At 47.4% G+C, this 13,728-nt stretch carries 6 protein-coding genes; all 6 read right to left on the bottom strand.

What is annotated here, in order from left to right:
• Nucleotides 1–8: 8 nt before the first annotated feature.
• The 6 genes from mtnN to gltB (WJM94_RS12795) all read right to left on the bottom strand — a co-directional run bounded on the left by mtnN (nt 9) and on the right by gltB (WJM94_RS12795) (nt 13,675).
• Nucleotides 9–704 (bottom strand): 5'-methylthioadenosine/S-adenosylhomocysteine nucleosidase, encoded by a 696-nt coding sequence (mtnN, locus tag WJM94_RS12820; protein WP_444494607.1) that lies wholly within the window; start codon nt 702–704, stop codon nt 9–11.
• Between the two features lie 62 nt (nt 705–766).
• Nucleotides 767–1,195: a DUF1499 domain-containing protein gene (locus WJM94_RS12815; RefSeq protein WP_444494606.1), complete on the bottom strand. Its 429-nt coding sequence runs from the start codon at nt 1,193–1,195 to the stop codon at nt 767–769.
• A 120-nt stretch (nt 1,196–1,315) separates the two neighbouring features.
• Nucleotides 1,316–2,728: an FAD-dependent oxidoreductase gene (locus WJM94_RS12810; RefSeq protein WP_444494605.1), complete on the bottom strand. Its 1,413-nt coding sequence runs from the start codon at nt 2,726–2,728 to the stop codon at nt 1,316–1,318.
• 21 nt (nt 2,729–2,749) lie between these two features.
• Nucleotides 2,750–7,213, bottom strand: coding sequence for a glutamate synthase large subunit (gene gltB / locus WJM94_RS12805; protein ID WP_444494604.1), 4,464 nt, complete (start codon nt 7,211–7,213; stop codon nt 2,750–2,752).
• Nucleotides 7,214–7,667: 454 nt separating this feature from the next.
• A complete protein-coding gene (locus tag WJM94_RS12800) occupies nt 7,668–9,137 on the bottom strand; it encodes a glutamate synthase subunit beta (protein ID WP_444494603.1) in 1,470 nt (489 codons plus the stop codon).
• Nucleotides 9,137–13,675: a glutamate synthase large subunit gene (gltB, locus tag WJM94_RS12795; protein WP_444494602.1), complete on the bottom strand. Its 4,539-nt coding sequence runs from the start codon at nt 13,673–13,675 to the stop codon at nt 9,137–9,139. Before gltB (WJM94_RS12795) ends, WJM94_RS12800 begins: the two co-directional genes overlap by 1 nt.
• Nucleotides 13,676–13,728 lie beyond the last annotated feature (53 nt).

Here is a 13,728-nt window from a genome sequence, read left to right as displayed (position 1 = left end):
AGCTCGATTTATTTTACTAGCTCTAGCATTTTGAATACCATTTCCGAAGAGCTTTTCGCTGCTAGTGGTAAAAACTCTTCGAAGCTCATAGGAGATTCTTTGTCTGCTACATCAGAAATTGCGCGTACAACCACGAATGGTGTATTGAACTGATGACAAGTCTGGGCGATTGCCGACGCTTCCATTTCTACTGCAATTACTGATGGGAAGTGTTGGCGAATAAACGCCTGACGTTCCGCTGTACAAACGAAAGCATCACCAGTACAGATAAGGCCGCGAACTGCATGGGTGTTTTCCATTTGTGCCAGTGCTTGCTCTGCCAGCTCCATCAGCTTTTCATCCGCTTTAAATGCTGCAGGCTGACCAGCCATTTGGCCTATTTCGTAGCCGAAAGCCGTTACATCAGCGTCGTGATGGCGAACTTCCGTTGAGATAACCACATCCCCCAGGTTAAGACTTGAGTCGAAACCACCCGCAGATCCTGTGTTGATCACTACGTCTGGTTGGTATTCATCAAGAAGAATTGTAGTACCAATAGCCGCAGCAACTTTACCAATTCCCGACTGCAGTAGTACTACATCTACACCGTTAATTTGACCAGCGAAAAACGTACAACCTGCTCTGTTTACAGTCTGGCAGTTTGTCATTGCTTCTTTCAGGATGGTCACTTCTTGTTCCATCGCACCGATGATACCAACTTTCATAACACTCTCTTTGGGTAAAAAATTTAATCGGCGAGAGTATAACACTCCCGGTCATCAGTTTTCTATTTGATGAGCTCTGCGTCAGAGAGTTCTTTACGCAATTGCTCTGCTCGCTTTCTGTTGACGCCGAAATCGGAGTACCCAATACGAGACTCGGATCGAACGATGAGTTTATCGCCAGTGACCTTGAGTTCTAGATCATCTACAAAGCGCATGATTTTGGATGTACATTCGATGCGCAGGTAATCATCTTCTTTAACCGCCGTTTTGGCTCCTGGCAAGTTTAGAGCGGCTTGTTCTATGGCATCTAATGTTGCGGACTCCGTTAACATAAATGGTGCAAGGTGGTGCTCTTCACGTGCGTCCTGAGTGGAAACGCAGTTTGGCTTGTTACCACATGGCGTTTGAGAACGATCGGTCATGGTTGATACTCCTTGGCTGCACGCAGTTAAGCCGAGAAAGGTGATGATAAGGAGAGCGATTTTATTCATGTCTTTGATTCCTTGCGGTAGGAATTTACTCATTCTGAGATTTATTACGTAATTATATGTAATAAAAGAAAAAAAGGATCCTAATTTAGGATCCTTTTTGAGAGGTTTCGCTGTGTAATTTTAGACTTCGAGGTAGTCGAGAATTCCTTCGGCAGCTTTGCGGCCTTCGTCGATAGCTGTTACCACCAAGTCAGAGCCACGTACGGCATCGCCGCCAGCAAAGATTTTTTCATTACTGGTTTGGTACTGGAACGTTTGCTCAAGTGGTGCTTTGATTCGACCCCATTGGTCAAGTTCGACATTGAAAGGTGTTAACCAGTCCATTTGATGAGGCTGGAAACCAAATGCCATGATCACCGCATCCGCTGGTAATACATGTTCGCTTCCTTCAACTGGCTCTGGGCGACGTCGTCCTGCTTCATCTGGTTCACCCAGTGCCGTTTTCACCACTTTTACGCCGGACACATTACCAGAGACATCGACTTCAAGGCTAAGAGGCTGAAGGTTGAACATGAATTTCACGCCTTCTTCCTTCGCATTTTTTACCTCTCTGCGTGAACCCGGCATGTTGGCTTCGTCACGGCGGTACGCACAAACTACGCTGGATGCACCCTGACGGATAGAGGTACGAACACAGTCCATCGCTGTATCACCACCACCAAGCACGACAATTTTCTTACCTGCCATGTCGATATATGGTTCGCTGGCTTTAAGGTCCATCACTTTGTAAGTGTTAGAAATCAAAAACGGCAGAGCGTCATATACACCCGGAGCGTCTTCATTTTCCAAACCTGCGCGCATGTATTTGTATGTGCCAACGCCGAGGAAAACAGCATCATATTCATCAAGAAGCTCTTGCATTTGAACATCTTGACCGACTTCCACGTTCATACGGAACTCTACACCCATCTCAGTAAAGATGCGGCGACGATTTTCCATTACCCCTTTTTCAAGTTTGAATGAAGGGATACCGAATGTCAGTAGCCCGCCAACCTCAGGATAACGGTCGAATACCACAGGTTTTACCCCGTTACGGACTAGGATGTCCGCAGCAGCCAAACCCGCAGGTCCGGCACCGATGATGGCAACTTTTTTGTCTGTCCATTCCACTTTGGACATGTCCGGCTTCCAGCCCATTTCAAAAGCTTTATCGGTGATGTACTTTTCGATGTTCCCAATGGTGACTGCACCAAAGTCATCGTTAAGTGTGCACGACCCTTCACATAAGCGATCTTGTGGGCAAACTCGGCCACATACTTCCGGTAAGCTATTGGTTTGATGACACAACTCTGCCGCTTCCAGAATACGCCCCTCATTGGCCAGTTTTAGCCATTGAGGGATGTAGTTATGAACCGGGCACTTCCATTCACAATATGGGTTACCACAATCCAAGCAACGGTCCGCTTGTGCTGTTGCCTGCTGTTTGGTGAACGGCTCATAGATTTCAACAAACTCAATCTTTCGAATTTTAAGTGGCTTTTTTGCCGGGTCTACGCGTTGAACATCGATAAATTGATAAACGTTCTGGCTCATGATTCAAACATCCTCCATGATTTATTGTGCTTGAACGCGCAGTTCAGCAGCGCTACGACTCTGGTGACCAAGCAGGGTACTTAAATCCGCAGCTTGAGGTTTCACCAAGTAGAACTTCGGAATCCATTCATCGAAGTTCGCCAAAATACGTTCTGCATGACGAGAGCCTGTTTCCTCTAAATGCTCTGCAATCAGACCGCGAAGGTGCTCCTGATGTATGTATAGATCAGACAGTGAAATCGCCTCAACCGATTCATCATTCACCCGACCTTGGAAGCTTTGGTTTTCATCCAGTACGTAGGCAAAACCACCTGTCATACCTGCACCAAAGTTCACGCCAGTCGCGCCAAGAATTGCAACGATGCCGCCTGTCATGTATTCACAAGCATTATCGCCAGCGCCTTCAATAACAGCGATGGTGCCAGAGTTACGTACACCAAAGCGTTCACCAGCTTTACCTGCTGCAAACAGTTTACCGCCAGTTGCACCATACAAACAGGTGTTACCGATGATGGTTGCTTCGTTACATTTGAAGGCCGTACCTAAGTGAGGCTTGATGACAATCTTACCCCCTGCCATGCCTTTACCGACGTAGTCGTTTGCATCACCGGTCAGGTAAAGTTCTACGCCACCCGCATTCCAAACGCCGAATGACTGACCAGCCGTACCATCTAAATGCAGCTTAATTGGTGTCCCTGCCAGACCTTGGTTGCCATAGCGCTTAGCTATTTCACCAGATAGTCGTGCGCCCACTGAGCGATCGGTGTTAATCACGTTGTAATAGAAGCTGGCTGAACGACCTTCTTCTACTGCATGAATAGCATCGTCAACAATTTTTTGGTTTAACGCTGCTTTATCAAATGGCGCATTTGGTTCAGTCCAGAATAACGGGTGTCCTTCAGGAGAAACGGGAGCTTCTAAAATGTTAGACAGATCCAGCTTGATTTGTTTTGCCGTGAAACCTTCGACTCTTTCAAGAAGGTCAGTACGACCAATCAGATCGGTCAGCTTTTCAACCCCGAGCTCTGCAAGTAAGCCGCGCACCTCTTCTGCAATGCCTGTGAAATAGTTAATCACCATTTCAGGCAAGCCCTTGAAGTACTCTTTACGCAGAGTTTCATCTTGGGTTGCTACGCCGGTCGCACAGTTATTTAAGTGACAGATACGTAAGAATTTACAACCCATTGCTACCATCGGCGCGGTACCAAAACCAAAGCTTTCTGCGCCTAAAATGGCGCCTTTGACCACATCTAAGCCCGTTTTCAGACCGCCGTCGACTTGTAGACGAATCTTGTGACGCAGGCCATTGGCAACCAGAGCCTGCTGAGTTTCTGCTAAACCAAGCTCCCATGGACTACCAGCGTATTTCACTGATGTCAGTGGACTTGCTGCTGTACCACCGTCATAACCTGAAATGGTGATAAGGTCAGCATAGGCTTTAGCTACGCCAGTGGCGATTGTGCCAACACCCGGCTCGGATACGAGTTTCACAGAAACCAGCGCTTTCGGGTTAACTTGTTTTAGGTCGAAGATCAGCTGAGCCAAATCCTCAATCGAGTAAATGTCATGGTGCGGAGGAGGGGAGATCAAGGTAACCCCTTGCACTGAATAACGCAGTTTAGCGATTTCAGCCGTCACTTTATGACCCGGTAGCTGGCCACCTTCACCCGGTTTTGCCCCTTGAGCCACTTTGATTTGCAATACGTCAGCATTGGTTAAGTAATGTGGGGTTACGCCAAATCGACCTGATGCGATCTGTTTGATACGTGAGTTTCGCTCAGTGCCAAAACGGCGCGGGTCTTCACCACCCTCACCAGAGTTAGAGTAACCGCCAAGACGGTTCATTGCCGTTGCGAGTGCCTCATGAGCTTCAGGACTTAGTGCCCCGATAGACATGGCTGCAGAGTCGAATCGCTTAAACAGATCGACTCTTGGTTCAACTTTTTCTAGTGGTAACGGTTTGTCGGACTTTTTCAATGTCATCAAATCACGCAGCATGGCAACCGGACGTTGGTTTACTTGCTTAGCGTAGGTTTGATAATCGTTGATATCACCGGATTTAACTGCTGTTTGTAGCGTGCCTACCACGTCAGGGTTGTAGGCATGGTACTCGCCACCATGTACGTATTTCAGTAAGCCACCATGGTCGATCGATTTACGTTTTGCCCACGCTTTACGAGAAAGGTTTGTCAGATCTTGTTGGAAGTCCTCAAAGTTTGCACCTGCAATTCGAGTGGTAACACCTTTGAAGCAAAGATCGACAACTTGCTGGCTTAAACCGACGGCTTCAAATAGCTGTGAACAGCGGTATGAAGCAATGGTAGAAATACCCATTTTCGACATGATCTTGTACAGGCCTTTATTGATGCCGTACTGGTAGTTTTGCATGACATCACGGTAGTCTTTATCCAGTACTCCATCATCGACCATTTTACCCAGCGTTTCATACGCTAAATATGGATAAATCGCTGTCGCGCCAAAACCAAGTAATACTGCAAACTGGTGTGGGTCACGTGCCGTTGCGGTTTCTACTACGATGTTTGCATCACAGCGTAAATTGGCCTCGGCGAGACGAGTTTGCACCGCACCCACCGCCATTGCTGCCGGAATTGGAATTCTGCCTTTGACCAGTGCGCGATCAGATAGTACGACCAGTACTGTGCCTTCACGTACTACCTGTACTGCTTGATCACACAAGAAGCTGATGGCTTCCTCAAGATTTCTTTCTTTCGGGTCGTAGTTGATATCGAGAATCGTATTGCGATAGTGATCGTCACTCAATCCAAGCAATTGCTGCATATCAGAATAAAGCAGAACGGGTGAATCGAATGTCACACGGTGAGCGTGTCCATCTGTTTCGCAGAAAACGTTCATCTCCTGACCGATACTGGTTGCCAGTGACATAACGTGTTTTTCACGCAGCGGGTCGATTGGCGGGTTGGTGACCTGAGCAAATTTCTGACGGAAGTAGTCAGTCACAAGGCGTTCTTTCGAAGAGAGCACGGCCATTGGGGTGTCGTCACCCATCGAACCGACGGCTTCTTGTGCCATTTCACCGAGTACGCGAAGTACTTGATCGATCTCTTCGTTGTTCATGGCGAACTGCTTTTGATAAGTCTTAAGCAAGTCTTCATCGAAGCTACGTTCACCAACCTGATCTTCCGGTAGTTCTGAGAACGGCGTTAATTTACGCACGTTGTTTTCCATCCACTCGCGGTATGGGTGGCGGCTCTTCAGATCATTATCAATTTCGCTCGACTGCCATAATTTACCTTTTCGGGTATCGACAACCAGCAGCTCGCCCGGGCCAACGCGGCCTTTTTGCGCCACTTCATCGGGTGCGTAATCCCAAATACCGATCTCAGATGCAAGCGTGATCAACTTGTCTTTAGTGATCACATAGCGTGCCGGACGCAAGCCATTACGGTCTAGGTTACATGCTGCATATCGACCATCTGAGAGAACGATGCCGGCTGGGCCGTCCCATGGTTCCATGTGCTTAGAGTTGAAGTCATAAAAAGCACGCAAGTCCTTATCCATATCTGGGTGATTTTGCCATGCTGGTGGCACAAGCATACGCATAGCACGGAAGATATCCATACCGCCTGCAAGGAACAGATCCAGCATATTATCAAGGCTTGAAGAGTCCGACCCAGTTTCATTAACGAATGGCGCAGCTGTTTGCAGATCCGGTAACAGTGGAGACGAGAATTTATACGCGCGAGCGCGAGCCCACTGACGGTTACCTTCTATGGTATTGATCTCACCATTATGTGCCAGATAGCGGAATGGTTGAGCAAGTGGCCAGCGAGGCTGAGTGTTTGTTGAAAAGCGTTGGTGGAACAGACAAATAGCAGACTCCATACGTAGATCCGCAAGATCAAGATAGAATCGTGGTAAGTCGGCAGGCATACAAAGACCTTTATACACCAACACTTGAGTCGATAAGCTACAGATATAGAAATCCGGATCTTCCGTGATCTGCTTTTCGATGCGGCGACGTGCTATATATAGACGGCGCTCAATATCTCGTTCACGCCATCCAGCTGGCGCAGAGATAAATACTTGCTGAATATGTGGCACCGAGTGAAGGGCGATAGGACCCAGCACTTCAGAATTTGTTGGTACTTCGCGCCAGCCTGCTATGGTTAACGTCTCTTGAGCAAGTTCTTTGTTAACTATTTCTCGGGCTTGGTGAGCTTTGATAGGATCTTGGCTAAAGAAAATCATCCCCACGGCATATTGCTTACCAAGGTTAAAACCATTCTCTTGAGCGACCAGGCGTAAATAGGAATCGGGCTTTTGTAATAGAAGACCACAACCATCACCTGTTTTACCATCGGCAGCGATACCACCACGGTGGGTCATACGGTCAAGTGCAGAAATTGCTGTACGAACCAGCTTGTGGCTTTGTTCGCCTTCCATATGAGCGATCAAGCCAAATCCACAGTTGTCTTTCTCAAGACTTGGATCATAAAGAGCCATTGCAATTCTCCCTTTGCTTATCTGTCATCCCGACAGATACATCAACACTGCTTATGCTGACAATGATGACTAACTATGCGTCATTTTTTATTGTTTTATGTATATTTATTCAATAAATGCTGTGAAATATTTAACAATTTTTGACTGTTTTATTTTCATCAACTTCACAAGCTATAGCTTATTGTAAAAAAGGTCAAGTTATTAGTGGATCATCACGTGAATAAGAGATTATCCATTTTATTGCCTGAAATTATTTAATAATTTCAACTAGATAGAAAATCGATTGTTACAATAAAATAACATTTGATGCTGCGAGGAATAAAAAAGACCAGCATAAAATGCTGGTCAAAAAAGAAAGATTGGAAGGAATTGTTTTCTTTCTACACCAACAGCCAACAATATAATTTTTGGCTGATTAATGGCTCTGAAAGAGGGGGAGTGTGTCTCCCCCCTATTATGCAGACAGCATTAGTGAGTCTGCTTTTGCTTCAAGGTGAGTACCGCCCATCAGGTATGCATCGACAGCACGAGCACACTCGCGACCTTCGTTAATACAACGAACGACAAGTGATTGACCTGTACGCATATCACCTGCAGCGAAAACACCCTCTTGGTTGGTCGCAAAGCCTTGAGTTGCAACGTTGCCACGATCATCAAGAGCAATATCTAGTTGTGCTAAAACACCCGTTGGTTCTGGATGTAGGAAGCCCATCGCCAGGAAAGCCATATCGCAAGGAATCACTCGCTCACTGCCTTTCACTTCTTTAAAGCTTGGGCGTTCGCCAGGTTTTGCATCTTCCCAGACGATGTCCGCAATGCGCAGACCTGTTACTTCACCTTTATCGTTACCAATGAACTCTTTAGTAAGGATGTTCCAGTGACGATCTACACCTTCTTCGTGAGACGTAGAAGTACGTAGGATCATTGGGTATTGAGGCCAAGGCATATTCGCTGGACGTTTTTCTGGTGGAATCGGCATGATCTCAACCTGAGTCACACTCGCTGCACCATGACGGTTTGATGTACCTACACAGTCAGAACCTGTGTCGCCACCACCGATAACTACCACATGTTTGCCTGCAGCGTGAATTTCTTCAGTTTTCAGGTCCATGCTGTTTGCACGGCGGTTGTTTTGCGCAAGGAACTGCATCGCGAAGTAAACGCCGTTAAGCTCACGTCCCGGTACCGGTAGGTCACGAGGAACTGTTGAGCCACCAGTCAGTAGGACAACATCGTATTCCTGACGTAGTTGTTGAGCGTTTACATCGACACCAACGTGTTGGTTCACTTTGAACTCAACGCCTGCTTCTGCCATCAGGTTGATCTTACGATCAATCACTTCCATGCTTAGCTTAAAGTCTGGGATACCAAAGCGTAGTAAGCCGCCGACTTTTTCATCACGTTCAAATACCGTCACTGAGTGGCCAGCACTGTTCAACTGTTCAGCCGCTGCCAGACCAGCAGGGCCTGAACCGATGATGGCAACGGTTTTGCCTGTGCGAGAGCGTGGTGTTTTCGGTTTGGCGTACCCTTCACGATACGCCGTTTCCACGATGGTTTTCTCAATATTACAAATGGTGATTGGGTCTTGGTTGATACCAAGTACACAAGCGCTTTCACATGGCGCAGGACAAACACGACCCGTAAATTCAGGGAAGTTGTTGGTCGAGCTTAGGATGTTCCACGCTTCTTCCCAGCTATCACGATAAACTGCATCGTTAAACTCAGGGATGATGTTACCAATCGGGCAGCCGTTATGACAAAACGGCACACCACAATCCATACAGCGAGAAGCCTGAGTATTGATCTTGCTACCAAACTCCTTGTTCAGAACGAACTCTTTGTTGTTCTTGATACGTTCAGCCGGGTCGATCTTCTGTGGAAGTTCACGACCATGCTCTAAAAATCCAGTAGGCTTACCCATTACACTGCCTCCGCTTCAGTTTGTTTTTCTTCAGCCTTACGCTTTTGAAGTACCGCTTTGTAATCGCGCGGCATAATCTTAACCATAGAGATCAAGCTTGCTTCAAAGTTGTCAAGGAATGACTGAGCAACTTCACTTCCTGTGAATTGAACATGCTTAGTTAGCATGTCGAGTAACAGATCTTTATCTTCTTGTTCGATTGGATCTAAATCAACGAGCTCTGAGTTAAGTTTTGACTCGAAGTCGCCTGATTTATCCCATACGTAAGCGATACCGCCGCTCATACCAGCAGCAAAGTTGCGACCTGTTGAGCCTAGAATGATCGCCGCGCCACCAGTCATGTATTCACAACCGTGGTCACCAACGCCCTCTACCACAACTTTTGCGCCAGAGTTACGAACACAGAAACGCTCACCAGCCATACCACGGATGAAGGATTCACCAGAGGTTGCGCCGTAGAAACATACGTTACCTACGATAATGTTGTCTTCTGCAACGATGCTTGAATTCGCATTTGGATACAGTGCTAACGTACCGCCAGACAGACCTTTACCCCAGTAGTCGTTTGCGTCGCCTTCAACTTCGAACGTTACCCCTTTCGCAAGGAATGCACCGAATGACTGACCCGCAGAACCTTTGAACTTGACCTTCATTGGTTTAGGCAGGCCCTGATCTTTGTACACTTTCGAAATTTCATTCGACAACATAGTACCTGCAGAGCGGTCTGTGTTGACGATAGGGAACTCAGCATTGACTGCTTCGCCTTTCTCCAGCGCAGGAATTGCCGCTTGGATCAACTTACGGTCGAGCACCGCTTCAAGGTTGTGATTTTGCTGCGTTTGGTTGAAAACGCCATCCGCTTCACGAGGTTGCTCAATGTGTAGAACAGGAGAAAGATCCAGGTTCTTATATTTCCAGTGAGAAACATCTTGGCGCACTCGTAGCTTCTGACCTTGGCCAACCATTTCATCGATAGTACGGAAACCAAGTTCAGCCATGATTTCACGTAGACCCTGAGCCATGTACTGGAAGAAGGTCACAACGTCTTCTACGCGGCCATCAAAGCGCTCACGCAGAGTTTTGTTCTGAGTTGCGATACCAACAGGACAGGTGTTTTTATGACACTTACGCATCATGATACAACCTTCAACAACCAATGCTGCTGTTGCTACACCCCATTCTTCAGCACCTAGAAGCGTTGCGATTGCAAGGTCACGAGGAGTTTTCATCTGGCCGTCAGCTTGAACAACGATACGGTTACGCAGACCATTCTTCAGAAGTGTTTGGTGTGTTTCTGCCAAACCTAGCTCCCAAGGAAGACCAGTGTGACGAATCGAAGAAATTGGAGACGCACCTGTACCGCCATCGAAACCTGCGATCAGTACAACGTCTGCTTTTGCTTTCGCTACACCTGATGCGATCGTACCAACGCCTGCTTCAGATACCAGTTTCACGTTTACACGACCCGCACGGTTCGCGTTCTTCAGATCGTAGATTAGCTGAGCCAAGTCTTCGATAGAGTAGATATCGTGGTGTGGCGGTGGAGAAATCAAACCGACGCCCGGAGTCGAGTGGCGAGTTGCACCGATCCAGTCATCGACTTTATCGCCAGGTAGCTGACCACCTTCACCTGGTTTCGCACCTTGAGCCATCTTGATTTGAAGCTCTTCTGCGTTAGTCAGGTAGTAAGACGTCACGCCGAAACGACCTGATGCAACCTGTTTGATTGCTGAGCGTTCCCAGTCGCCGTTTTCTTTACGCTCAAAGCGAATTGGATCTTCACCACCTTCACCCGAGTTGGATTTCGCGCCCAGGCGGTTCATCGCAACAGCCAGTGTTGAGTGTGCTTCGTGAGAGATCGAGCCGAATGACATTGCACCGGTCGCAAATCGTTTCACGATGCTTTCTAGTGACTCAACTTCGTCGATAGAGATAGAACCTGCCGGGTTCTTGATGAACTCTAGCTGGCTACGTAACGTAACAGCGTTGTCGCCTTGCTTGTCTACCGCGCTCGCGTACTGCTTGAACTGGTCGTAGTCTTTGTTACGAGTTGATTGCTGTAGCAGAGAAATCGTTTCTGGGTTGAACAGGTGTTTCTCACCACGTTGTTTCCATTGGTAAACACCGCCCACATCAAGCATTTGAACTGGGATTTCACGTTGTGGGTAGCCCACACGGTGACGAACCAAAACTTCTTTCGCGATATCGTCCAGAGTCAGACCCTGAATACGAGAAACCGTACCAGTAAAGTATTTATCGACAACAGATTTGTGAATACCCAGTGCTTCAAAGATTTGCGCACCGTGGTAAGACTGCAGCGTTGAGATACCCATCTTTGAGAAGATCTTCAACAGACCACCGTTGATTGCTTTACGGTAATTGTTGAACAGTTCACTTGGGGTTGCTTCTGGATCGAGTTTCTTCGTGCGTTGCAGATCAACGATGGTTTCGATAACCAGATACGGGTTAACCGCATTCGCACCGTAACCGATCAAGGTTGCAAAGTGGTGAGTCTCGCGTGCATCGCCTGTTTCTACGACTATGCCACACTTCGCGCGCAGACCTTTACGGATTAGGTGGTGGTGAACAGCGCCCACTGCCAGCATTGCTGGGATAGCCGCGTGGTTAGAGTTAACCGCACGGTCAGTCAGAAGGATGATCGAGTAACCATCAATAACGGCATCTTCCGCGTATTGGCAAATACGTTTAAGTGCACGCTCTAACTTGCCTTTATCTTCACTAGCCTGGAATACAATATCCAGCGTCTTAGCTTGTAGGTGCTCGTTGTCGATAGCACGTAGTTTTTCAAGTTCAGAGTTAGCCAGTACTGGTGATTCAAGCTCAACTTTCTGACAGTGAAGCGGTGTTTCCGTCAGTAGGTTGTGATCTTTACCCAGGTAAGTGTTCAGTGACATAACCATGCGCTCACGGATCGGGTCGATCGGCGGGTTAGTCACCTGAGCAAATAGCTGCTTGAAGTAGTTTGATAGATGCTGTGATTGGTGAGACAGAACGGCTAGTGGCCAGTCGGCTCCCATTGCAGATAGTGGCTCTTTACCATCGTCTGCCATTGGAACGATGATTTCGTTCACTTCTTCTGAGCTCACACCAAATGCTTGTTGGCGGTGCATTAAACGCTCTGGAGAAGGCTGGCTGAATTGGTTGCTCGCATCTGGCAGTTTCTTCAAGCTCAGCAGGTTGTCTTTCAACCATTTCTCGTAAGGCTGCGCGGTTGCGATAGTGTCTTTCACTTCTTCGTCAGAAATGATGCGACCTTGTTCTAAATCGGCAACGAAAATACGACCAGGTTGCAGACGACCACGGAACTCAACATTTTCTGGTGCGATGTCTACAACGCCAGACTCTGACGCCATGACCAGGAAGTTGTCTTTAGTCACTGTGTAGCGAGAAGGACGCAAACCGTTACGGTCAAGAGTTGCACCTACTTGAACACCGTCTGTAAAACATACTGATGCTGGGCCATCCCATGGTTCCATAATGTTTGCGTGATACTGATAGAAAGCACGACGCTTAGGATCCATGTTTTTATTTTCCTGCCATGCTTCAGGAATCATCATCATCAGCGCGTGAGGCAGGCTACGGCCGGACAGAACCAGCAGTTCCAGTGCCATATCAAAGTTTGCTGAGTCAGACATGCCTTCCTGACAGATAGGCAGCAGCATATCGATTTCAGCCTGAGTGAACAGGTCTGATTCAATAATCGCTTCACGGGCTTTCATCCAGTTCAGGTTACCGCGAACTGTGTTGATCTCACCGTTGTGAGCGATGTAACGGAAAGGCTGTGCAAGACGCCATCTCGGGAATGTATTGGTAGAGAAACGAGAGTGTACCAGTGCCAGTGCAGTCACCATGGTTGGGTTCTGCAGGTCAAGGAAATACTGTGGTACCTGTTCTGTCGTCAGCTGGCCTTTATATACCAGAGTCTTGTACGACATAGAGTTGATATAAAACTCGTCTTTGATATTCGATACGCTTTCTAGGCAGACACGTACTGTATAGTTACGCAGAACGTACAGTTTACGTTCCAGTTCCTCAGGTGATACACCTGGACCACCAGAGATAAATACATGTTCGAATTGCGGCTCCGTGCTAAGCGGGTCAGCACCAAGCATAGAGTTGTCGGTTGGTAGCACGCGGTAACCAATGACTTCAAGATCCAAGCGTTTGGCGTTACGCTCAAGAATGTCACGGCACTGTTCGCGTTTGTATTCGTCTTTAGGGAAAAGAACGACACCAACACCATACTTTTCGAAAGAAGGCAGTTTAATACCTAGCTTAACGGCTTCTTCTAATAGAAATTCATGAGGTTTTTGTAGCAGGATACCGGCACCGTCACCGCTGCATGGGTCACAACCTTGACCACCACGGTGTTCCATACGAGCCAGCATATCCAATGCTTGCGTAACTACTTCATGAGATTTACGGTTTTTAAGGTGAGCAACAAAACCGATTCCACAAGCATCATGCTCCAGTTCAGGAGTGTACAGACCCTGTGAATTTTGCTCTCTATCTACCATAGATAAATCCTTCCAGTTCAATGTAGACGCGAAAACTCCAGGCAGACTCTGCC

It is taken from the genome of Vibrio sp. YIC-376, from assembly GCF_052353105.1.
Classification (GTDB): Bacteria; Pseudomonadota; Gammaproteobacteria; order Enterobacterales; family Vibrionaceae; genus Vibrio.
The sequence above is the reverse complement of the archived record's forward strand: the minus strand, read 5'-3'. Positions and strand labels throughout refer to the sequence as shown.